Source organism: Bacillus sp. FSL M7-0558, from assembly GCF_038003245.1.
GTDB lineage: Bacteria > Bacillota > Bacilli > Bacillales > Bacillaceae > Bacillus > Bacillus pumilus.
This window is the reverse complement of record NZ_JBBOOU010000001.1, coordinates 3,418,287-3,439,506: the sequence shown is the minus strand read 5'-3', so window position 1 is coordinate 3,439,506 and position 21,220 is coordinate 3,418,287. Positions and strand designations below refer to the sequence as shown.

At 44.2% G+C, this 21,220-nt stretch carries 24 protein-coding genes; 17 read left to right on the top strand and 7 right to left on the bottom strand.

Translation table 11 applies throughout. The features are described 5' to 3' along the window. Nucleotides 1–30: 30 nt before the first annotated feature. Nucleotides 31–840: a bifunctional hydroxymethylpyrimidine kinase/phosphomethylpyrimidine kinase gene (locus MHB79_RS17520; RefSeq protein ID WP_044140232.1), complete on the bottom strand. Its 810-nt coding sequence runs from the start codon at nt 838–840 to the stop codon at nt 31–33. Nucleotides 841–965: 125 nt separating this feature from the next. Continuing rightward, nucleotides 966–1,271, bottom strand: coding sequence for a general stress protein (locus MHB79_RS17515; protein ID WP_137054226.1), 306 nt, complete (start codon nt 1,269–1,271; stop codon nt 966–968). 128 nt (nt 1,272–1,399) lie between these two features. Here MHB79_RS17515 and MHB79_RS17510 point away from each other — a divergent pair, with 128 nt between their 5' ends. Both MHB79_RS17510 and MHB79_RS17505 read left to right on the top strand, forming a co-directional pair. Further along, on the top strand, nt 1,400–2,227 hold the full coding sequence (locus tag MHB79_RS17510) for a glycosyltransferase family 2 protein (RefSeq protein ID WP_003214726.1): 828 nt from the start codon (nt 1,400–1,402) through the stop codon (nt 2,225–2,227). Continuing rightward, nucleotides 2,224–2,904 carry a uracil-DNA glycosylase gene (locus MHB79_RS17505; RefSeq protein WP_340990370.1) on the top strand — a complete coding sequence of 227 codons (681 nt, stop codon included), beginning with the start codon at nt 2,224–2,226 and terminating at the stop codon, nt 2,902–2,904. The genes MHB79_RS17510 and MHB79_RS17505 overlap by 4 nt, the downstream gene beginning before the upstream one ends. A 33-nt stretch (nt 2,905–2,937) precedes the next feature. Here the strand turns inward: MHB79_RS17505 and MHB79_RS17500 are convergent, their stop codons facing one another. Next, nucleotides 2,938–4,296: an aldehyde dehydrogenase gene (locus tag MHB79_RS17500; protein ID WP_339206280.1), complete on the bottom strand. Its 1,359-nt coding sequence runs from the start codon at nt 4,294–4,296 to the stop codon at nt 2,938–2,940. 170 nt (nt 4,297–4,466) lie between these two features. On the opposite strand from MHB79_RS17500, the gene MHB79_RS17495 reads away from it, so the two are divergent. The 3 genes from MHB79_RS17495 (at nt 4,467) to MHB79_RS17485 (ending at nt 6,582) form a co-directional block, all read left to right on the top strand. Continuing rightward, nucleotides 4,467–4,799: a YwdI family protein gene (locus MHB79_RS17495; protein ID WP_003214846.1), complete on the top strand. Its 333-nt coding sequence runs from the start codon at nt 4,467–4,469 to the stop codon at nt 4,797–4,799. Nucleotides 4,800–4,832: 33 nt separating this feature from the next. Continuing rightward, on the top strand, nt 4,833–6,140 hold the full coding sequence (locus MHB79_RS17490) for a purine/pyrimidine permease (protein ID WP_340990367.1): 1,308 nt from the start codon (nt 4,833–4,835) through the stop codon (nt 6,138–6,140). A 70-nt stretch (nt 6,141–6,210) separates the two neighbouring features. After that, nucleotides 6,211–6,582 (top strand): DUF423 domain-containing protein, encoded by a 372-nt coding sequence (locus tag MHB79_RS17485; RefSeq protein WP_003215282.1) that lies wholly within the window; start codon nt 6,211–6,213, stop codon nt 6,580–6,582. 41 nt (nt 6,583–6,623) lie between these two features. Here MHB79_RS17485 and MHB79_RS17480 read toward each other — a convergent pair whose 3' ends face one another. From MHB79_RS17480 to MHB79_RS17470, 3 genes are all read right to left on the bottom strand, one after another. Then, on the bottom strand, nt 6,624–7,241 hold the full coding sequence (locus MHB79_RS17480) for a cupin domain-containing protein (RefSeq protein WP_050944496.1): 618 nt from the start codon (nt 7,239–7,241) through the stop codon (nt 6,624–6,626). Nucleotides 7,242–7,374: 133 nt separating this feature from the next. Further along, the gene (gene gerQ, locus MHB79_RS17475) at nt 7,375–7,917 is read right to left on the bottom strand and encodes a spore coat protein GerQ (RefSeq protein ID WP_003215192.1); all 543 of its coding nucleotides are present in this window, start codon (nt 7,915–7,917) and stop codon (nt 7,375–7,377) included. Between the two features lie 185 nt (nt 7,918–8,102). After that, complete coding sequence (locus tag MHB79_RS17470; RefSeq protein WP_231953238.1) at nt 8,103–8,768, bottom strand: YIP1 family protein; 666 nt, start codon at nt 8,766–8,768, stop codon at nt 8,103–8,105. A 184-nt stretch (nt 8,769–8,952) separates the two neighbouring features. Here MHB79_RS17470 and MHB79_RS17465 point away from each other — a divergent pair, with 184 nt between their 5' ends. From MHB79_RS17465 to MHB79_RS17410, 12 genes are all read left to right on the top strand, one after another. Continuing rightward, the gene (locus MHB79_RS17465) at nt 8,953–9,723 is read left to right on the top strand and encodes a glycosyltransferase family 2 protein (RefSeq protein WP_169901773.1); all 771 of its coding nucleotides are present in this window, start codon (nt 8,953–8,955) and stop codon (nt 9,721–9,723) included. 6 nt (nt 9,724–9,729) lie between these two features. Beyond that, nucleotides 9,730–11,142, top strand: a complete 1,413-nt coding sequence (locus MHB79_RS17460) for a capsular polysaccharide export protein, LipB/KpsS family (protein ID WP_003214910.1) — start codon at nt 9,730–9,732, stop codon at nt 11,140–11,142. A gap of 21 nt (nt 11,143–11,163) precedes the next feature. Beyond that, nucleotides 11,164–12,342 (top strand): DegT/DnrJ/EryC1/StrS family aminotransferase, encoded by a 1,179-nt coding sequence (locus MHB79_RS17455; protein WP_113387471.1) that lies wholly within the window; start codon nt 11,164–11,166, stop codon nt 12,340–12,342. Next, a complete protein-coding gene (locus MHB79_RS17450) occupies nt 12,339–13,214 on the top strand; it encodes a GNAT family N-acetyltransferase (protein ID WP_003215248.1) in 876 nt (291 codons plus the stop codon). Before MHB79_RS17455 ends, MHB79_RS17450 begins: the two co-directional genes overlap by 4 nt. 1 nt (nt 13,215) lies before the next feature. Further along, nucleotides 13,216–14,340, top strand: a complete 1,125-nt coding sequence (locus MHB79_RS17445) for an N-acetylneuraminate synthase family protein (protein ID WP_340990361.1) — start codon at nt 13,216–13,218, stop codon at nt 14,338–14,340. Further along, nucleotides 14,330–15,070, top strand: a complete 741-nt coding sequence (locus MHB79_RS17440) for a glycosyltransferase family protein (RefSeq protein WP_226804375.1) — start codon at nt 14,330–14,332, stop codon at nt 15,068–15,070. The genes MHB79_RS17445 and MHB79_RS17440 overlap by 11 nt, the downstream gene beginning before the upstream one ends. After that, the gene (locus tag MHB79_RS17435) at nt 15,067–16,095 is read left to right on the top strand and encodes a PseG/SpsG family protein (RefSeq protein WP_106035716.1); all 1,029 of its coding nucleotides are present in this window, start codon (nt 15,067–15,069) and stop codon (nt 16,093–16,095) included. Before MHB79_RS17440 ends, MHB79_RS17435 begins: the two co-directional genes overlap by 4 nt. A 2-nt stretch (nt 16,096–16,097) precedes the next feature. Beyond that, nucleotides 16,098–16,838 (top strand): sugar phosphate nucleotidyltransferase, encoded by a 741-nt coding sequence (locus tag MHB79_RS17430; RefSeq protein ID WP_050944489.1) that lies wholly within the window; start codon nt 16,098–16,100, stop codon nt 16,836–16,838. Further along, the gene (rfbB, locus tag MHB79_RS17425; protein WP_251190664.1) at nt 16,835–17,800 is read left to right on the top strand and encodes a dTDP-glucose 4,6-dehydratase; all 966 of its coding nucleotides are present in this window, start codon (nt 16,835–16,837) and stop codon (nt 17,798–17,800) included. The genes MHB79_RS17430 and rfbB overlap by 4 nt, the downstream gene beginning before the upstream one ends. Nucleotides 17,801–17,803: 3 nt before the next feature. After that, nucleotides 17,804–18,658 carry a dTDP-4-dehydrorhamnose reductase gene (rfbD, locus tag MHB79_RS17420; RefSeq protein ID WP_340990357.1) on the top strand — a complete coding sequence of 285 codons (855 nt, stop codon included), beginning with the start codon at nt 17,804–17,806 and terminating at the stop codon, nt 18,656–18,658. Beyond that, nucleotides 18,651–19,106 (top strand): dTDP-4-dehydrorhamnose 3,5-epimerase family protein, encoded by a 456-nt coding sequence (locus tag MHB79_RS17415; RefSeq protein ID WP_003215275.1) that lies wholly within the window; start codon nt 18,651–18,653, stop codon nt 19,104–19,106. Before rfbD ends, MHB79_RS17415 begins: the two co-directional genes overlap by 8 nt. A 102-nt stretch (nt 19,107–19,208) precedes the next feature. After that, complete coding sequence (locus tag MHB79_RS17410) at nt 19,209–20,000, top strand: SDR family oxidoreductase (RefSeq protein WP_269199666.1); 792 nt, start codon at nt 19,209–19,211, stop codon at nt 19,998–20,000. A gap of 14 nt (nt 20,001–20,014) precedes the next feature. Here MHB79_RS17410 and MHB79_RS17405 read toward each other — a convergent pair whose 3' ends face one another. After that, nucleotides 20,015–21,208, bottom strand: coding sequence for an aminotransferase class I/II-fold pyridoxal phosphate-dependent enzyme (locus tag MHB79_RS17405; RefSeq protein WP_340990355.1), 1,194 nt, complete (start codon nt 21,206–21,208; stop codon nt 20,015–20,017). Nucleotides 21,209–21,220: the final 12 nt, after the last annotated feature.

Genomic DNA, 21,220 nt, shown 5'->3' with positions numbered 1-21,220 from the left:
TCTAACAAGGCGAATCGGGTTTTTTCTGTTTTATTTGTCAAAACGATGAGCAGAATGCTTTGTTGGTCCGATGTATTCATTTAGCTGGAAAGAGCCTTTGATGGCAGCTGTGATGAATTCTTTTGCTGCATAAATGGCTTCTTTCACGTCTGAGCCGTTTGCCAGTTCAGCTGTGACTGCTGCTGAGAATGTGCAGCCTGCGCCGTGTGTGTATTCTGTGTCGATCTTCTCTGTTTCAAGTCGTTCGAAGGTTTGTCCATCATAAAGCAAATCAATCGCTTTATCTGGGCTTAGCTTACCGCCTCCAGTGATGACCACATACTTGGCACCAAGTTCGTGAATGCGTTTTGCTGCTTCTTCCATTTGTTCGATCGTTTTGATCTCACCGATTCCGCTTAATTGACCTGCTTCGAAAAGGTTAGGCGTGATGACTGTTGCCAGTGGCGTAAGCTTTTCGCGCAGTGCTTCCGCGTGCTCTGGATAAAGGACTTCGTTCGCACCCTTACAAACCATAACAGGATCAATGACGACATTTTTTAGGTCGTATGTTTTGATGGTGTCCGCTGCAAGTTCGATCACGTCGACCGTTGGGAGCATACCCGTTTTCAGCGCATCTACCCCAATACCTTCTACAATGGTAGAGAGCTGCGCACGAATCGTCGCCGTATCAATTGGAAACACCTGATGATCCCAATGGTTATGAGGGTCCATTGCAACGACAACGGTTAAAGCTGTCATCCCGTAGACGTTTTTTTCTTGAAACGTTTTTAAATCTGCTTGGATACCTGCACCGCCGCTTGAATCCGAGCCTGCGATGGTGAGTGCTTTATTCATAGACATAGTTGCTGAACCTCCAATGTGATGTGTAACAGTTACTGTTCTATCCTTATTATAATCAGCTTTTCCATTTATCACAATGAAACGGCATAAAAAAGCGTTCTACCCTAGGAAAAACGCCTTACCCCTTACCTTTTAAAAATCACTAATTTCCCCTTTTTCAGTTCGTCTAAAAGAGTTAAAGCTAATTCCTGATCGGCGCCAACTGACATCATTTTGGCCATGAGCTCGTCATCCCGGGTGCGGATGACATTGGCAATTTGATCTAAAATCCCTTGATCGACCGCTGTCATGCTTTTGGCATTCGTATGCTCTGTGACGGTATCAGAGCGTTCTGGATCGTATGCAAAAACAAAAATATCATCCTTTGCTGAGCGTATTTGTTCAATGGTCTGCTTCGCTTCTTTGCTATTTTCTACTGTGAAATATTCCATCGTGATCACTCCTTTCCATCGAAAATTCCCATTTTCCCGTCACATCAAACCGCCTTTTATATCATGAGAAGAACGTCATTTTATGTTTTAATGGAAAAAGACGAATCTATTAAAGGAGTTAGCTGAATATGAAGATTTCCTTATTAATTGTGACACATAACCGGCTCAGCGCATTGTGTGAGCTGCTTGAATCTATTACGAGACAAACCGTACAGCCTTTTGAAATTGTGGTTGTGAATGATGCAGGAGAGCGCGTCGAGATCATTCAGGAACTCTACCCCGAACTTCCGATCCGCTTGATCCATTTAGATGAGAACGTCCAGCATGTGAATGCTAGAAACGTGGGGGTGCGGGAGCTGACTGGCGATGTCATCATGCTGAGTGACGACGATGATTACTTTACACCTTGTCATATTGAACGTATGAGTAAGGCGCTGGAGGACGCCGATTTTGTCTTTTCTGATGCAGAAATTGTGTCATTTGAAGAAAAAGGCGCGACCCGCTTCCCGGTGTCAAGACGTTTGTTTGCGTATACAGCTGCTATTGAGGATATGCGTGTCTTTTCTACATATGTTCCTTCCGGCAGTATGTATAAACGATGTATACACGATGAGATTGGCTATTTTGATCCAGCGATGCATCATTATTGGGACTGGGACTTCTTTTTGCGTGTATCACAGCATGCCCGGATCAAACGAGTGCCAGCTGCCAGCGTGATCTATGCGTTTTTTGACGGCGGAGGGAATCAGTCTAGTGATCTTGGTGAGACAAGGAAGAACTACTTAGATGATCTAAGTGAAAAGCATGGGCTGGGTGACCTTCCGACAGCGAACTTTGCTGTCTTATTAGAAGAACCAGCAATGAAAAAACGAGAATCAGAGAGTGAGATTGTGTGGGATGGAAAACCGATGATCTCAAGACTAACGCAGCAGACACAAGGAGGAGAACCCCAATGAAGCCATTTTTAAATGATAGCTGGTGGGCTGTGATGAAAAGTGAATTTGAACAGCCATATTATCAGGAATTACGTGAATGGATGAAGGAAGAATATCGCACGCAGACCGTTTTTCCGAAACCAGATGACGTTTATCGTGCGCTTCATTTGACGTCATATGAAGCGGTCAAAGTGGTGATTTTGGGACAAGACCCTTATCATGGCCCAGGTCAGGCACATGGATTAAGCTTTTCTGTTCAGCCTGGTGTGAAGCATCCGCCATCATTGAGAAATATTTTTCAGGAGCTAAAGGATGATATTGGCTGTCCTGTTCCAAATCACGGCTCACTTGTGAGATGGGCAGAGCAAGGTGTGCTGCTCTTAAACACTGTGCTAACCGTGAGAAAGGGCGAGGCGAACTCGCATAAAGGAAAAGGCTGGGAACGTGTGACAGACCGCGTGATTGATGTGCTGAATGAACGTGATCAGCCCGTCGTTTTTGTGCTGTGGGGAAGACATGCTCAAAATAAGAAAGAACGCATTGATCAAAACAAGCATTTCATCATTGAGTCACCTCATCCAAGTCCTTTTTCTGCAAGAAACGGCTTTTTTGGCAGTCGTCCGTTTTCAAAGGTAAACGCGTATTTAAAGCAAATGGGGATTGAAGAAATCAACTGGTGTATCCAAGATATTGAGTAAAAAGAGGACGAGGGGAGAGACCCTTCGTCCTGTTTATTTTAAAAATTTACGAACCAAGTCGAGTCCGTTTTTCGCATTTGGATAACGGAAGGAAAAATCGAAGCGATTGGTTTGGCGCAGGACGCTTTTTTCATGCGTAAACGTAAAGAAGCTTTCTTTCCCGTGATATCGTCCCATGCCGCTTTCACCCACGCCTCCGAATGGCAGGTAAGGAGTAGCGACATGCATGAGCGTGTCATTGATACATCCTCCGCCAAATGAGAGATGGTCTAGAATATAGGCTTCTGTTTCTTTACTTGTTGTGAATAAGTAAAGAGCAAGCGGCTTCGGTCTAGCTTTGATCATATGTGCTGCCTCGTGCAGAGAATCGAAGGTCATGACAGGCAGAATCGGTCCGAAAATTTCCTCCTGCATGACAGGATCTTCCCATGTGATGTGGTCTAATATGGTTGGTGCAATTTTGAGCTCGTCTTCGTTGCGCTGTCCACCTGTAACGATCGTTCCATTTGAGAGAAATTGTGAGAGCCTGTCAAAATGACGCTGGCTGACATTTTTCCCAAAGTGCGGATGTGTTTCCGGTTGTTCGCCATAAAAGTCACGGATACAGGCTGTCATTTCCCGCAAAAGATCGTCTTTAATGGATTCATGAACAAGCAAATAGTCTGGTGCAATACACGTTTGGCCAGCATTGGTAAATTTGCCGAACGTGATTCGCTTTGCCGCTAATTTGATATCTGCATCAGGCGTGACGATGCAAGGGCTTTTTCCGCCAAGCTCAAGTGTGACAGGGGTCAAATGCTTTGCGGCGGCTTCCATGACGACTTTGCCAACTGCCACACTTCCTGTAAAGAAGATATAATCAAAGGGCAGTTTCAACAGCTCTGTACTCACATCTACACCGCCTTCTACGACAGCTACATGGTCTTCTTGAAATACAGGTTCGACCATTGCACTGATTACTTCTGAAACTTGCGGCGTCAGCTCAGACGGTTTTAAAATAACGGCATTACCCGCAGCAATGGCACCAACTAATGGAGAAAGGGCCAATTGGAAAGGATAGTTCCAAGGGGCAATGATGAGCACATTGCCATAAGGTTCCTTCATAATCATGCTTTTCGACCCGATATGAGTGAGGGGCGTTTTCACGCGTGTTGGCTTTGCCCATTTGTGGAGGTGCTTGATGGTATGATTGATTTCCTCATACACCATCCCGATCTCTGTTGTGTAGGCCTCCTGTTCGGATTTATGTAAATCATGGGCCAAGGCTTGTAAAATATCCTTCTCATGCTGTTTGATGGCTGCTTTTAAGTCTTTAAGAAGACGGATGCGTTCTTCCACCGGCGGCTTTTGAAAGACTTTTTGTTTCTGAAAAAGAGTAGTGAGTTTGTCCATTATTCAATCCTTTCATAAACGATGTTGTTTCCTTTATTATGTGTGAAGGGCTATGTCGGGTCAAATAAGAGAGGCGGGAGCAGACTGCTTTGAAAAAATGAACCCATTTCGTTTGTTCATTTGGTAAAATAATGTTGAAAAGAGACTTTTTTAGATTGGAGGGTCTACCCTTGAATATTCATATATCAAGCCTGCTTCAAAAAATGGAGGAAGCGGTTCAAAAGGCGAAACAAAGTGAAAATGATGAAGAGGTGAAACGCCAAGTGGCGGCGATTTCTTCACTATGTGATGTCATTCTCGATGCACCATCACAGGTGCAAATGCCGCAAACGCCGGTTATCTCGCCACCTTCTTCGATACAGACACCGCCCGCGCCGCCCGTATCCTCAGATCAAGCCATGCTTGAGAAACTGATGGGTGCGAGTGGTGCGAAGAAATTTCAGCATCAAGAAGAGGTGCAAAAAGAGAAGGATGGGAACGGCGACTCTATCTTTGATTTTTAATGGTCTTGTCACGACAAAGGGAAGGTGATCGGTTTGAAACTATTTTTGGGCGCCATTCAGTGGATGGCATTTTTTATCGCAGCTTCTATTGCTGTACCAATTGCGATTGCACAAGCATTTGAATTGAACCAAGTGCAGTCAGCGGAGCTGATTCAAAGTACTTTCTTTTCACTTGGTCTTGTGGCGATGGTGCAATGTTTATGCGGCCATATGCTGCCGATCAATGAAAGTCCAGCGGGGCTTTGGTGGGGTGTGTATACCCTTTATGCAGGTATGACAGGAACCATCTTTGCGACGTATCCTGAAACTCTGCAAGCACTACAAGGGGCTTTAATTTTTAGTGCCGCTTTCTTTTTTATTTTTAGTTTATTTAAAATCATTAATTGGCTCGCGTCTTTATTTACGCCAGTCGTCACAGGCATTTACTTGCTATTATTAGTTGTCCAGTTAAGTCAGCCGATCATGAAAGGGCTGATGGGCATCGGCTATCGGGGAAATCAGGTGGACGGGCTTGTCTTTTGCTTATCGATCTTCATTATTTTCCTGACCTTCATGATCAGCCGCTCAAAATGGCATTACTTGAGACAGTTTTCTGTGTTGTTTGCCCTTGCAGGAGGCTGGTTGTTATTCGCTCTACTCGGGTTGGCAAAGCCGGTTCGAATTCCAGAAAAAATCATCGAGTTTCCGAAGCTTTTCCCATTCGGCATGCCAGTCTTTGATAGTGGATTGCTTGTCACGTCCTTTTTCATTACCATATTACTCATTGTGAACATGCTGGCAAGTATTCGAATTGTGGAAAGTTCAGTGAAGGCATTTGGTGAACTGCGTGAGCGGAAGAGAGCTCGTCCGGCTGGTTTTGTCGCAGCATTTGGTCACTTACTGAGCGGATTGATCGGAGCGATTGCGCCTGTACCTATTTCCGGGGCAGCAGGATTTATCCAGACAACGAAAATTCCATCGAGAAAGCCATTTTTCATAGGAAGTCTGCTCATTGTACTCATTAGTTTATTCCCGCTGCTCATGAGCTTTTTCTCCGCATTGCCATCACCTGTGGGGCTTGCTGTAAACTTTGTGGTGTTCTCCTCGATGATTGGAATTGCGATGTCTGAGTTTGATCAGTATGAGAAAGAAGAAATTCCGCGGATTCGCTTTGTCCTAGGGATTGCCGTTTTAGCAGGTGTAGGGGCGATGTTTGTACCGCAGGAAGCCTTGAAAGGCATGCATCCTGTGCTCATTTCATTATTAAGCAATGGACTTGTTCTAGGTACACTCATTGCGATCGCGGTCGATCAAGTTCTGTTACGAAAGAAAAAGAAATCCGACAATCTCGTGTCAACGTAAAGGGAAAGTTGAATATCGTCTGTCACCCGCGCTATGATAAATATAATTGACGAGATAAGGAGAATGACGAATGAAACTATTTTTCATTTTAGGTGCGATTAATGCGATGCTAGCTGTTGGACTCGGAGCCTTCGGTGCGCACGGTCTTGAAGGGAAAATCCCTGAAAAGTATATAGAGATTTGGAACAAAGGGGTTCAATATCAGATGTTCCATGCGATTGGACTATTTATTGTCGCCTTTCTTGCAGATAAGCTGTCAGGTGTTTCTCTAGTCCCAACCGCTGGCTGGGTGATGCTTGCAGGTATCCTTTTCTTCTCAGGAAGCCTTTATGTCCTAGCATTGACTCAGGTGAAGATTCTAGGTGCCATTACCCCAATTGGCGGAGTGGCGTTTATTGCTTCTTGGATCATGCTTGTCATTGCAGCAGCAAAAAATTTATAAGCTAAAAAACCGATGCTCTGAGAGGGGCATCGGTTTTTTTCTTAATTCCAGTAAGGGGCGTAGTTTGGCGGTGCTTGATAATAAGGGATGTAGTGAGACGGAGGGACAGGGTTCGTTTGTGCTTCCTCTTCTCTGTGGCAAAATGGTCCGATAAATACACTTGGCTTCACCGGCTGTGTCGCCTGTTTCCACTGTGTTTCGTTCATGCAATACGTATGTGCCATGATGTGAGCAGGGGTGAGGGTGAGAAGGTCTGAGCCTAGGATCACTTCTGGCGTAGATGCGTTGAAAATGGCTAACAAATGAGTTCTGTCTTGAAGGGCAACTTCATAGTGCCACCAGCCTTGAGGTACGTTTGCTACCTGTCCTGGGGTGATGGTATAGGTGTGAAGTTTTTTTGTAAATGGATTCAGCATCGAGACGGCAGCAGAACCGGCTATACAATAAACAAGCTCTGCGGCATTTTGATGATAATGAGGCTCTACGACTTTGCTTTTACTCAAATATATATCCAGCAGAGATACTTGATCCAACGAGTTTAATTGTTTTTTTCCTAAAACGTTAATCAGGTTATGCTGATCGTATTTCACAAGGGGACTTTGATTCAGATCGTATGAATATTTAACATTTGGTGAAGTATAATCCAGCTCAACAGTCATGAATGTCACCTCTAGGCGTTTGATAAAAACTACTAGGCATCTTATGACGAGCGCCCTAGAGGTGTGACAAAAACCTAATCAAAAGAAAAAAGCAAGGGCGCCTGCTCCTTGCTTTTGCGATATGTGGCGTTATCTACCTCGGAGAATACGTGGACATGGAGTATGGATAGTCGTATTGAATTTCCCCATCAAACGTAATGTAATCAAGATAGATCGTTAATAGTAAGTATCGTGTTCCTGTCTTGTTATCACTAATGATAATGTGGTCACGTCCTGCAGCTTCAATGACGCCTCTGAAAATCTTCGAGTTCCATTCCTTACTTGCCTCAAACGTCATATAAATCGTGGCTACCTTGCCGCGGTTCAATCGTAAAATATTTTCAATATAGGACTGCTCGATTGGCAGCTGACCAGTGACATTCTGCTGATAAATCGGTCCAGAAGGAATTTGATAAGGCTGCCCGCCGCTCTGCGTGCCCTGCCCCCCTGGTGAAGAACCAGTAGACGGCATTGGTGAAAATCCCTGCTGCATTTGTCCTTGCATTTGACCCTGCGTTTGGGGAGGGACTGAATAACCCATCTGCTGCGCAGGATACGGATTTGCTCCATATTGTTGCTGGCGAAAATCTTGACCTTCGAAACCCGAACCTTGCCCAAATTGATTTTTCAATTTCATAACGTTCCTCCTCTTTCCTCATGGTGTTCTAAACAGAAGGCGCTTGAGCACCTGTTGTTTCCATAGCATTCTTTCTCTCTTTCACACTATGAGACAGGAGAGGAGAATATGTACATTGAACGAAAAAAAGGAACTGTGGTGCAGTTCCTTAGGCGCGGGCAAACCCTCGCATTCTTTGTCAGGCCTTACATCATCCAATTTACAGCGCGCTGGACACCAAATAAAAGAGTAATGATAAGAAAACATGCCGCAAGCGGTGTGATCACGATGAGGAAGGCTTGCCATAATTTCAGCTTCATCACAGCGACAATGCCTAAAACAGTCATTCCAAATATCCACGTCTTTGCATAAGCATCAATCAGTGTCAAAAGATCGAGATAATACCATACCTCAAAATGCTGATCTAAATAGGGTGAGATTTTGACAAACGTATACGGACCAAGCATTCCAATCGTGCAAATCCAACTGAGTGCAAATAAAGCGGAAGGGAAAAAGGTCGTCAGCGTGAAGGCTTTGAGTACATCTCGATATGCCGTTTGACTGCCGAAAAAAAGACGCCCTAACCACTTTAGGATGAGTACACCGAAAAATAGACCGAGATTGCCTGCGAGAATACCATATCCCGCACCTTGTAACAAAATAAAAGGAAATGGAATATGATTGCCCATATACTCGCTAAAATACCCTTCGTAGACCCAGCCTGTACCAGCGATACTTGCAAGGAGCATCATCAGCCAAATGGGAATATAGGAATGTTGATATGAGCGAATAATCGTTTTTGTTGCGACAAAAATTTTGAAAAATCGAAAAAAATCTTTTACTTCCTCTTGTTGGGAGTGATCATTCTTCATAGCTTCCAATGTTCTTTACTCCTTTAATACACATAAATGATTACTTATATTACCAAAAAGTTCGCGTTTTTCAAAGATAGATCATTAAAAAAATACAATTTTATAAAAAATAGGTCACTCTACAGTCTCTTTAAGAGGAGACACATATGATAAACATAGTTTGAAAGAGACCGAGGTGAAAACTTTGACAAAAGTAACTGTCATTATGACGAGCTACAACAAGGCGGCTTACGTCGGCAGATCGATTGAAGCGGTTTTGCAGCAGACACTGTCAGACTTTGAACTATTTATCATGGACGATGGTTCAAATGAAAAAACCCTTGCCGCGATTGAGCCCTTTCGCAAAGATCGCCGTGTTCATTTTATCCAAAGCGGTGTCAAATCGCTGGAGGAGAGAACAGCGAAAACCCGATACGCCGTCCTCATTAATCAAGCTTTAGAACTAGCAAAGGGCGAGTATATTTCCTATGCCACAGATGACAATGTCTATGCCCCGGACCGTTTAGAGAAGCTCACACATTATCTAGATGCTCGATCAGGTGAAGATATTGTCTATTCTGCATCGAAAGTAATCTATTTAAATAGCAATAAAGAGCCAGTAAAGGAAACGATTCGACCTGCGCAAACGGTGCAATGGAATGCACCTTGTGCCATTGATCATTGCTCGGTCGTTCATCGTGCTTCTATTTTAACAAAAATTCATGCTGAATTTGGGTCTTACTGGGACGAGAGTCCGCATTTTTATCGAATAGGGGATGCCCGGTTCTTTTTTCGATTAAATCATTTTTATCCGTTCTATCCCTATGATGAAGTGTTAGATACAAATTACATCACAGAACAGTCGATTCACTATCAATTGGCGGAAGAAGAGAAAAGTGCCTTTATTCAAGCACTTCCTGAGCAGTCTACCTGCTGGGAGCTCCGCCATATATTAAAACAAAGACATGGGAGGTGACCTAAAGTGTCGCACTATATTCATCATTATTGGCAGGTGTATTTTGAGTATGTAAATCTCATGAAGGATTTGTCCTATCAACAAATTCCTCTTGGGTTGATCAGCAATTTCTATCAATATATCAGTCCTGAAGTGAGGGAACGTATGGAGGATGAAGCATTCGGTCATGAATTGACAACCGATTGTCCATTGCCGGAAGAGATTCAGCCATTTTTTGATCAACATAAGCAGCAGATCAAGCGTATTGCTTATCGTCCGGCGAATGGAAAGGTTTTGCTTCACTTTGAACATCTGCGTTTTACTGAACAAAATTACACGCGGTTCCATCCGAGTCAAACGGTGGTGCTTGCTCGCTGGAAGAAGGCAGACTATTTCGGTTTACCCGTCATCAGCAAGCCAGAATTAGCAGGAGAGGTTAATAAAGAAGCCCATGCTGAATATATTGAGAAAGCAAATGCTCTCCTTAAACCTTACGCAAAGCACCCCGTCTTTGGCAATGTCTTTTTTAGAGAAAAGCTTCGGAAGGACATTGTGCAATTTATTGATGTGATTGACCAGACAGAAGTGCTATTTCAGATGGAGCCAATTGCAGCCATTATTGTGGGGACAACGGAGGATGCTTACAGCCGCGTACTTGCACTGCAAACTGTGAAACGCCAGCTCACGAGTATCTGTCTTCAGCACGGCGCACTGATGGGAGACGAAGCCTTTTTGCCGATTTTCACGACGTGCCACGGGGTGTTTGGAAAGTATGAAAAAGACTGGTATGTACACAAAGGCTGTCAGCCGGAACAGGTGGAGATCACAGGTCATCCGAGGTTTGATTTGGTGAAGGATCGAACGCCGCTTCAACAGGAAATGGTCTTTCGAAAATTGAACTTCAATCCTGCCAAAAAGACCGTGCTTGTGGCAACGCAGCCGTTTTCAGAAGCCTTCTATGGTGATGTGCTTAAAACGATTGCAAAACGGAAAGACATTCAGTTGATCATGAAGCCGCATCCGTGGGAAATTGCCCGAAACCGATTAAATGAGTATGTGTCCATTGAACGAGCAGGAAATCATGTGAGATTGATTAAAAAAGAAATCGACTTGTATGACCTATTGCCTTATATGGATATGGTCATTACGCTCACATCAACCGTCGGCCTTGAAGCGATGCTGTTTGAAAAGAGTGTGCTGATCGGGAAAATGACAGAAGGCAGAAGATACCCTTATTACGAGTCGCTTGGCAGCTATCATATGGAAAACCCTGTTGAACTGGCTGAGAAAGCCATTCGTATTTTGTCGGATGATCAAGAAATGAAGCTGGCAAAGAGGCAAGGAGCTGAGTTCATTAAACAACATTATCCGCATGCGCGATCGACCGATGTTCTGCTTTCTCTGCTTCAAACAAAAACAGGTGTGGATTTTCAGAGATGAGGATAGGGGTGTGCAAGCGATATGGAAAAAAAGAGAGAACAATTTCTTCCTTATGCCCTGCCGTTGATTGAGCAGGAAGAAATTGACGAAGTCATTGGAACATTAAAATCCGGCTGGCTGTCAACCGGACCAAAAGTCAGACAGTTTGAAGAAGAGTTTCGGCAGCTGACCGGTGCAAAACATGCGATCGCTGTCAATTCATGTACGGCTGCTTTATTTTTAGCCTTAAAAGCAAGAGGGATTGGGAATGGGGATGAGGTGATCACAACGCCTCTGACATTCTGCGCAACAGCCAATACGATCATTCATACAGGGGCAGCTCCTGTATTTGTCGATATTGACCCAGCGACACTCAACCTCGATGCAGAGAAACTAGAAGCGGCGATTACACCACACACAAAAGCGATTGTCCCTGTTCATTTTGCTGGTCAATCGTGCGATATGGAACGGATTTTAGCCATTGCCAAAAAGTACGATTTATTTGTGCTTGAGGATGCCGCTCATGCTCTTTACACAACGTACCACGGTCAGCCCGTTGGTTCGATTGGTGATGCGACTGCCTTTAGTTTTTATGCGACGAAAAATATAGCGACCGGAGAAGGCGGCATGCTGACGACGAATGATGATGCACTTGCCGCTCGGATCAGAAGACTAGCACTCCATGGGATGAGCAAGGGAGCATGGAATCGTTATGGAGAAAAAGGAACGTGGTACTACGAGGTCGAGGAACCTGGCTATAAAATGAACATGTTTGATGTGCAGGCATCGTTAGGGCTTGTTCAGCTAAGCCGTTTAGATGATATGCAGGCACGGAGAGAACAAATTGCGAAAGCATACAATCAAGCATTTCAAAAGGAAGCAGGGCTGATCCTGCCGCCAGTCCATCATGAGGGAAGACATGCATGGCATTTATATGTACTGCAAGTGGACCCGAAAGAAGCATTCATCACACGCAATGAGCTGATTGATCAGCTGCAAAAGGACTATAAAATCGGCACGAGTGTTCACTTTATCCCTGTTCATTTGCATCCATACTATCAACAAACCTATCACTATTCACCAGAGGATTTCCCTGAGTCACTCGCGTACTACAAGCGGACTCTCTCACTGCCTCTTTATCCAAGTATGACAGATGAAGATGTGCAGGATGTCATCACTGCGGTGCTGTCTATTTTAAAAGAACAGAAGGCATCTTCATGAAGGCCGTTCATGCAATAGACGATCAGGTGCTGTCCGCTTGGATTGAGAAATACGGTCCACAAATTGAACAAATGAAAGGCTTCAAACAGTTTGGTCTTGTCAGTGGCGCCCAGCTGAAAGCAGTGCTGTTATACGACTGGTCAAAATGGGAAAGCGGCATATTTGATCAGCATATTTTTCATGTGAAGTTTGCGGAAGCTGAGTCAGCATCTGCTTTTCAGGAATTGATGGAGCGCTTCATCAATTGGATGAGAACAGAAAAATGCGATTTTTTCTTTTTACGTCTTGAAGCGGCGGATGTTGAAAAAAACCGCATCGTCCAAAGGCTGTCACATGTGTACTATGTGGGCGGTCTCACTCGTCTTGAAGCGCCACCTGTTCACATGGAAATGCCATCAACAGGTGAAGATGTGGTCATCAGTCTGCCGGATGAAAAGGAATACGATGAGGCGGTGTCACTCGCTTATCAGGCTTTTGTCAAAAGCCGGTATGCCCTCGATCCATTTTTAGACCAGAATGTCGTCCAGCATTTCTATCAAGAGTGGATGAGAAATAATGTGCTCGGACGTGCAGATATCAATATCGTAGCAAAGGTGAACGATGAAGTCGTGGGCTTGATACAAGGGATGACCAAGGGCGATGAGCTGGCGCTTGAGCTGTTTGCGATTAGACCGGATGTACAAGGAAAAGGGATCGGGAAAAAGCTGTTTATTGAGATGATGAAGGTCTCTTATGAGAGAGGGCATCGTTTTATTTCTGCCGGAACACAGCTGCATAACACAACCGCCATTCAGCTGTATGAAAAGATGGGATTTAGAACAACAAATGCCTTCTTGTATTACCATGTATGGCCGAAAAAAGGAGAGAGATAAGATGGCGCATTTCTACATTGGAGATCGCAAAGTGGGGGATGGCGCGCCTGTCTTTATCATTGCAGAGGCAGGCATTAACCATGATGGAAAGCTGGATCAGGCGCTTGCTTTAATTGATGTGGCAAAAGAAGCAGGTGCCGATGCAGTGAAGTTTCAAATGTTCCAAGCTGATCGGATGTATCAAAAGGAACCGGGTTTATACGAAACAGCCAAGGGAGAAGAGGTGTCCATTTTTTCCTTAGTCGAACAAATGGAGCTGCCGCCAGAATGGCTGCCGGTGTTATTAACCCGCTGTGAGGAAAAAGGGCTAATATTTTTAAGCACAGTGTGTGACGAAGAATCTGCGGATTTATTAAATCAAACCGATCCACCAGCTTTCAAACTGGCATCCTATGAAATCAATCATTTGCCTCTTTTGCGTCACACAGCTTCTTTTCAAAAGCCCATCATTTTCTCAACAGCCGGAGCCACTATTGCAGATGTTCATGAAGCATATGAGGCGGTTACAAGCGTGCAAAACGATCAGGTCGCCATTATGCATTGCGTCGCAAAGTATCCAGCACCTAGAGCTTATACGAATCTTCTTGTGCTCCAAACCTTAGCCGCCGCTTTTCCTGAGGCAGTCATCGGCTTTTCCGATCATAGTGAGCATCCTACTGAAGCTCCTGTTGCTGCTGTGGAGCTTGGGGCAGCCATGATTGAAAAGCATTTTACGATAGATAAGACGCTGCCTGGCGCCGATCATTCCTTTGCACTCGATCCCGGAGAATTAAAGGAAATGGTTCAGCATATTCGAGCGGCAGAAAAGGACCGAAATCAATCAGAAGCAGACGCTCATTCTGTGTCAGAGGAGCTCCTTGGCAGTTCTTTTAAAACGACAACAGCCATTGAAGGGCAGATTCGTGAATTTGCGTATCGAGGGATTTTTACGACAAAAAGGATTGCAAAGGGCGAGACATTGACCGAAGAAAATCTAGCCGTATTACGTCCAGGACAAAAAAGTCAAGGTCTGCATCCGCGGTACATGGAGATTTTACTTGGCGTCAAGGCTGTCAGAGACATTCCAGCCCATACAGGGGTTTCGTGGAAAGATGTGCTCATGCAGGAGTCTACAAATGATCAATGATGTGCTCTTTGTCATACAGGCTAGAATGGGCTCAACAAGACTGCCAAAAAAGGTGATGAAGCCGATCGGAGATATGGCATTGATCGATTTCATCGTTGAACGGGTAAAGCAATCAGATCATTACAATCACAAAACGCAGAACCTCATGATCGCCACAACAGTCGAAGCAGAAGATGATCTATTGGCTCATTATTGTTTATCAAAGGGCTATAAGGTATTTCGTGGCAGTGAGATGGATGTATTGCAGCGATTCGCAAAGATAGCTCAACATTTTGAACCACAAACCATTGTACGTTTAACGGGAGATAATCCATTTATAGATCCGGCGCTTTTGTCGAAAATGCTTGAAGAACATAGACGGAAGAAGGCTGATTATACGTATACGACTGGAACGCCACTCGGTATTTCCGGGGAAATGATCAACGCAACTATTTTATGTGAAATCGACAATTTTCCCCTTACGCAGCCGGAGCGTGAGCATGTCACGCTGTATATCCGAAAGCACCCTGAGCAATTTCAACTGCAATTATTCACACCGCCCAAAGAACTCGCATATCCTGCTTATCGATTCACGATTGATACAGAAGAAGATTATGTATTTGCTACCCGTTTACTTGAGAAAGCCGGTGGATCTATTACTGTGCCTACGGCTGAGCTTATCGTCATTTGTGAACAAGACCCTAATATTGTTCGGTTGAATCAATTTGTGAGACAGAAGGATGCTGAATGAATAAAAAAATCATGATTGTTGTGTACGGTGGTTTTTTAAGAGGGATGGGGCATGTCGTTAGAATGAAACGGCTGGCAAAGGAACTGATTGAAGAAGGAAACGACTTATATTTTTATACAAATGAACAGATTTGTGTAGAAATGCTCTCGCATCCAGCATGGCACGTTCATTTGGTGCAGGAATCAAACGTATTCCTTCAAATGGAGCAGGACATAAAAGAGCTAAATCCTAATCTTCTGCTAATCGATGTCCTTGATTGTGACCTTCAGTTCCTTCGATCGATCAAAGCGTCCTCCAGAAATGCAAAACTGGTCTTATTTGAAGAAGAAAGAACAGAAGCTTGCCAGCTTGCTGATGCTGTCGTAAACGGCATTTATGGTGGACTGGATGAAAAGCACCTGCAAGTAAATGGAACGGACTACTTTTATGGAACACCTTATTTATTGTTAGATCACGAGATCAGCAAATTAAAAGACACATATGAGGTTCGCAAAGAATGTAAGAAGGTGGTGATCAGCCTTGGAGGCAGTGATCCAAGCGGATTATTAACAAAGGCTGTATCAGCACTTCTCGAAGCTTGCCATTTACACATTCTAGCGGTTACAGGAAAAGCCTCTCGCATCGAAGAAGAAATCGAGGCTGCACATATTCAATTCATTCGTCATACGGATCAATTACCTGCCCGTCTTGCAGAAGCCGATCTAGCGATTGTTGCTGGCGGGATGACGTTATATGAGGCCGTTTGTATCGGAGTGCCCAGCATTGTCCTTTCGCAAGTAGACCACCAAGCAGTAACAGCCACTCGTTTTGCACAAAAGGGAGCCTGTCACCATCTTGGATTAGGTCGCCTTGTGGATGAAAAGGATATATGGCGTGCTACTCGCAGACTATCCGGCAGCTACTTTCTCCGCAGGAGCATCCATCTCAATGGACGGTCACTCATTGATGGAAAAGGAACCGAACGAGTGAAATACATTCTTATACACCTCATGAATCATCACCAAAAAGAACATAAGGATGTGTAGATGTGAAGGGAGTTATTTTAGCAGGAGGAAAGGGATCACGACTGGCACCTTTAACAAAGATTTTCAATAAGCATTTATTGCCGGTTGGCCCATATCCGATGATTTATTGGTCATTGTTCAAATTGAAAGAAGCGGGAATATTGGATGTAATGGTCATATCACAAGCAGAACAAATCCCGCTGTTTCAAAAGCTACTTGAAGGCGATCAGGAACTAGGGATGAACATTGTGTATCAGGTCCAGCCTGAAGCTTCTGGAATTTCGGACGGCTTATCCTACGCAAAGCCCTTTGTAGAAGGGGAAAAGTTTGTGCTAATGCTTGGTGATAATGTATTTGAGGATTCGCTAACCCCTTTTGTTGAAGCCTTTCAGCAGCAAGAAAGCGGAGCGAAGGTTCTGTTGAAAGAAGTGGCAGATCCAAAGCGGTTTGGTATTGCAGAAATTGATGCCACCCACCACCGAATTTTATCAATTGAGGAAAAACCGGAGCATCCGCGTTCATCCTACTGCGTCACGGGTATCTATTTTTATGATCAAGAAGTCTTTCAATATATTGAGAAAATCTCGCCGTCAGATCGAGGCGAATTAGAGATTACAGATGTAAACAATCTCTATATCTCAAATAGCCAGCTGACCTATGATATGTTAAAAGGGTGGTGGATTGATGCAGGAACACATGAATCTCTCCACCAAGCATCGACGAAAATGTTTGAAACGATGAAGAAAAAAGAGGGATACGAATGACGAAATCTTATTTAATTACAGGCGGAGCGGGATTTATTGGACTGAATTTTGTGAAGCTGTTGCTTCAGGAAACAGATGTCCGGCTCACTGTTTTTGACAAGTTAACATATGCCAGTCATCCAGAGGAGATGGAGGAATTATTAAAGCTGTCTCATTTTCGTTTTATTCAAGGGGATATCACCCTTCAACATGAGCTAGATCAAGCGTTTGATGAAGTCTATGATGCCATCATTCATTTTGCAGCGGAATCCCATGTTGATCGCAGTATTGAATCGGCAGAGCCTTTTATTCAAACAAATGTCCTCGGTACCTATCGTATGCTTGAAGCGGTCTTAAAAGGAAAGGCGAAAAAACTTATTCATATTTCAACAGACGAAGTATATGGAGATTTAGAGCCAGATGATCCTGCTTTCACAGAACAAACACCACTTTCACCGAATAATCCTTATTCAGCAAGCAAGGCAAGCTCAGACCTGCTTGTAAAATCTTATATTCACACTCACCAATTACCCGCAATGATCACAAGATGTAGCAACAACTATGGACCGCATCAGCATGAAGAGAAATTAATACCGACGATTATTAGAAAAGCAATCAATGGAGAAAAGATCCCGATTTATGGGGACGGCCAGCAGATTCGCGATTGGCTGTATGTAGAGGATCATGCGAGAGCTGTAAAGCAGGTCCTTGAAAACGGAACAGCTGGGCAAGTGTACAATATTGGCGGCGGCAACGAGAAAACGAATCTCGATTTGACCAAAACCATTCTGACACAGCTCGGGATCAGTCATGACCGTATTGCGTTTGTTGAAGACCGTAAAGGACATGACAGACGGTATGCGATTGACGCCAGTAAGCTAAAACGGGAGCTTGGCTGGACGCAGGAGACATCATTTGAAGCAGGTATTGAAAAAACGATCAATTGGTATCATGCCAAATATGATCAGAGCGAAGAAGGGTGACGGATGAAAGTTTTAATCACCGGTGCAGGCGGGCAACTAGGGAAAGAATTGAGCAGACAGCTCAAGGAGAAAGACATCACCGTCATTGCCTTAACGAGGAACATGCTCAATATCGCAGACCAGCAAGCAGTCAGACACGCGATGAGACACTTTCGCCCTAATATTGTTGTCAGTGCAGCAGCATATACCTCTGTAGATCAGTGTGAAACAGAAACGGAAAAGGCGTATCTTGTTAATGGCATTGGCGCCTACTATACAGCGCTGGAGGCTAAGAACATAGGGGCTGATGTGCTACATGTCAGTACAGATTATGTGTTTGACGGGCAAGCAGACACGCCTTACCAAGTCGATGCACAGCCAGATCCTCACACCATTTATGGAAAAAGTAAAAAGCTTGGTGAGGAATTGCTTCATCTTGTATCAGACGAAGTGAAAATTATCCGTACATCGTGGCTATACGGACATGAGGGACATAATTTTGTGAATACCATCCTTCGGCTCGCAGAAACAAAGGATCATTTGCGCATCGTGAATGACCAAATAGGCTCACCTACTTATACAAAAGATGTCGCAGAGGCCATCATTCATTTATTTGATCAACAGGCAGGAATTTATCATGTCAGTAACCGAGAAAGCTGTTCCTGGTTTGACTTTGCGTCAGAAATTGTGACAAAAAGCGGCCTGTCTACGACCATTGAGCCAATTTCCACAGAAGAGTACGGCTTCCAAACACCTCGTCCAGCCTATTCTGTGTTAGACCTTCAAGCGATTGAAGCCACAGGCTGGAAGCCGAGACATTGGAAGGATGCGCTTCACGAATTTTTGCAGAAAGAAGGGAGATGGCATCAGCATGATTGATGGTGTACAAACGAAAAAACTCATGAAACATTGTGATGATCGCGGCTTTTTTGCAGAGCTCATTCGAGATGATGAGCCCATGCTGCAACGTTTTGGGCAGGCATCGTGGTCGAAAAGCTTTCCAGGTGTGATCAAAGCCTTTCATTATCATGAAAAGCAAGATGATGTTTGGTTTTTCCCAGCAGGTCATGCTCAGGTCGTTTTATACGATTTGCGTGAGGACTCTCCTACAAAGGGTCAAACCGATGTGTATTATATGGGGGAAGACAATCCAATGCTCCTCCTCATCCCAAAGGGTGTCGCACATGGCTACCGGGTACTAGGCGAGACGCCGCTGCAAATTGTCTATTTCACGACAGAATCCTATGACCCGAAAAACCCAGATGAAAAGAGAATCGCTTGGAATGACGAGACAATCGGATTTGATTGGGAAACGACATTTAAATAAAGAACAAAGGCCTTTCGCAGGAGAAAGGTCTTTTTTTGTTGAAATACATTCTATAAGTGTTATTTTATGTATTTTTCTAAGTTAAGCAGAAAAGGGATGTGGATGAGTTTGTCTAAAAGAATTGCATTTGTAACAGGGGCAAGTACAGGGATTGGAAAGGCAATCGCCATAAAGCTTGCCGCCCAGGACCATGTAAAGGTCATCATCAATTCTAGAAATCAATCCTTACTAGAAGATGCGCGGCAGCATATTGAGCGTATGGCAGAAACAAAGGAGCCGGTGTCTCTTTTCTGTGGTGATATGTCGCATGAAGGAGTGCGAGCTGAGGCCTTTGCGGCAATAGATCAAGAGTTTGGCAGACTGGATGTGTTGATTAATAACATTCCAGGAGGGAAGCCAGATACTTTTAATTCATGTGAAAGTGAGCAGATGCTGGCAGCATTTTCTCAGAAAGCCCTAGCGTACATTGATATGATGAAACGTGCGGCAGCGATGATGAAAAGACATGAATATGGCCGGATCATTCAAATTGTCGGGAACCTTTGGAAGGAACCTGGTGATCAAATGTTTACGAACAGTATGATGAATGCAGCGATTATCAATGCTAGTAAAAATGCAGCCACACAGCTTGCGCCTTCAGGGATCACAGTGAATTGTTTAAACCCAGGATTTATTGCTACAGATCGATATGAACAGTTTATCGAAAACATGATGCGTGAGCAGTCATTATCACGGGAAGAAGCTGTACAGGCTGTTGCGTCAGGGATCCCGATGCAAAGAGTAGGTTCAGCGAGTGAAATGGCTTCATTGGCGGCATTTATCGCATCAGAGGAAGCCTCCTATGTCACCGGACAGCAAATATCTGTCGATGGTGGTTCGATGAAAAGTATATAAATATGAAAAACCCGCTATATGCGGGTTTTTTGATGAAAACGAATCGGCAGTATATGCAGCCGATCGATAAAAAGGGCAAGCTGTTCAATTGGCGCCACCATTGAGATGCGAACATGATGTCTTCCATGTGTTCCAAACACACCCCCAGGCGTCACGACGACATCTGCATGCTCGAGTAAATAGTCGGCAAATGCATGAGAATCCTCGAAATCATCAGGAATCGGTGCCCACAAATAAAAGGCGCCGGCTGGACGTTCAATGGTCCAGCCAAGCTGCTTCTCGGCTTGACTGATGAAGAAAGCCATTCGTTCAATGTAGACTTCTTTCAATGATTGAATATGACAGTCATCACTTTGTAAAGCGACGGTGGCGGCATGCTGAAATCCACCATACATACTGACAAACACATGATCCTGGAAGGCGTTAATGGCATGAATGATGTCCTCATTGCCTACAGCAAAAGCGACTCTCCATCCTGCCATACTGAATGTTTTGGATAAAGAATATAATTCCACTCCTACGTTTTTCCCAAGAGGAGCCTTTAGAAAGCTCACTGGTTTTTGCTCATAATGAAAGGAACCATAAGCAAAATCATGAATCACATGCAGATCGTGAGCGGACGCAAATTCTGCAGCCTCTTCAAAAAAAGCTTCATTCGCCACAGCACCAGTTGGGTTATTCGGATAATTTAAGAAAAGCACCTTTGCCTTTTTTAACACGTCTGGATCAATTGAAGAGAAATTCGGCAAATAGCCATTTTTCTTTTCAAGCTGGATGCAATGTGGCTTTGCGTCCGCCATCAAGATACCTGAATGATATTCTGGGTATCCCGGATCGGGGACGAGGGCAATGTTCCCTGGATCAAGCAGGCACTGACTCATCACATAAAGGCCTGTTTTTCCTCCATTGAAAAGGGCAATTTCCTTCTTCGGGTCAACCTCAATGCCGAATTCCTTTCTGTAGAAATCTGCAATGGCTTGCTTGAAAAAGTCAAAGCCTCTAAAAGGTGCATATTGCTGAAATTGCAAAGAGCCTGCTGCCTCTTGAAGGGCATTCACAATGTGCGCCGGAGTAGGAAGATCAGGATTTCCCTGACCAAGGTTCACAATGTTCGCTCCGTGTTGTGTTTTATGCGCAATTTTCTCAAATACGGTTCCAAATTTTTGTTCTGGCAGCCGTTCAATCATGTTAGATGGTAAGATCTTCACCACGACATCCTC

Coding starts and splice junctions, on each gene's coding strand:
- MHB79_RS17520 (WP_044140232.1), bottom strand. CDS start 840: ATGTCTATGAATAAAGCACTCACCATCGCAGGCTCGGATTCAAGCGGC.
- MHB79_RS17515 (WP_137054226.1), bottom strand. CDS start 1,271: ATGGAATATTTCACAGTAGAAAATAGCAAAGAAGCGAAGCAGACCATT.
- MHB79_RS17510 (WP_003214726.1), top strand. CDS start 1,400: ATGAAGATTTCCTTATTAATTGTGACACATAACCGGCTCAGCGCATTG.
- MHB79_RS17505 (WP_340990370.1), top strand. CDS start 2,224: ATGAAGCCATTTTTAAATGATAGCTGGTGGGCTGTGATGAAAAGTGAA.
- MHB79_RS17500 (WP_339206280.1), bottom strand. CDS start 4,296: ATGGACAAACTCACTACTCTTTTTCAGAAACAAAAAGTCTTTCAAAAG.
- MHB79_RS17485 (WP_003215282.1), top strand. CDS start 6,211: ATGAAACTATTTTTCATTTTAGGTGCGATTAATGCGATGCTAGCTGTT.
- MHB79_RS17480 (WP_050944496.1), bottom strand. CDS start 7,241: ATGACTGTTGAGCTGGATTATACTTCACCAAATGTTAAATATTCATAC.
- gerQ (WP_003215192.1), bottom strand. CDS start 7,917: ATGAAATTGAAAAATCAATTTGGGCAAGGTTCGGGTTTCGAAGGTCAA.
- MHB79_RS17470 (WP_231953238.1), bottom strand. CDS start 8,768: ATGAAGAATGATCACTCCCAACAAGAGGAAGTAAAAGATTTTTTTCGA.
- MHB79_RS17455 (WP_113387471.1), top strand. CDS start 11,164: ATGGAAAAAAAGAGAGAACAATTTCTTCCTTATGCCCTGCCGTTGATT.
- MHB79_RS17450 (WP_003215248.1), top strand. CDS start 12,339: ATGAAGGCCGTTCATGCAATAGACGATCAGGTGCTGTCCGCTTGGATT.
- MHB79_RS17445 (WP_340990361.1), top strand. CDS start 13,216: ATGGCGCATTTCTACATTGGAGATCGCAAAGTGGGGGATGGCGCGCCT.
- MHB79_RS17440 (WP_226804375.1), top strand. CDS start 14,330: ATGATCAATGATGTGCTCTTTGTCATACAGGCTAGAATGGGCTCAACA.
- MHB79_RS17435 (WP_106035716.1), top strand. CDS start 15,067: ATGAATAAAAAAATCATGATTGTTGTGTACGGTGGTTTTTTAAGAGGG.
- rfbB (WP_251190664.1), top strand. CDS start 16,835: ATGACGAAATCTTATTTAATTACAGGCGGAGCGGGATTTATTGGACTG.
- rfbD (WP_340990357.1), top strand. CDS start 17,804: ATGAAAGTTTTAATCACCGGTGCAGGCGGGCAACTAGGGAAAGAATTG.
- MHB79_RS17415 (WP_003215275.1), top strand. CDS start 18,651: ATGATTGATGGTGTACAAACGAAAAAACTCATGAAACATTGTGATGAT.
- MHB79_RS17410 (WP_269199666.1), top strand. CDS start 19,209: ATGAGTTTGTCTAAAAGAATTGCATTTGTAACAGGGGCAAGTACAGGG.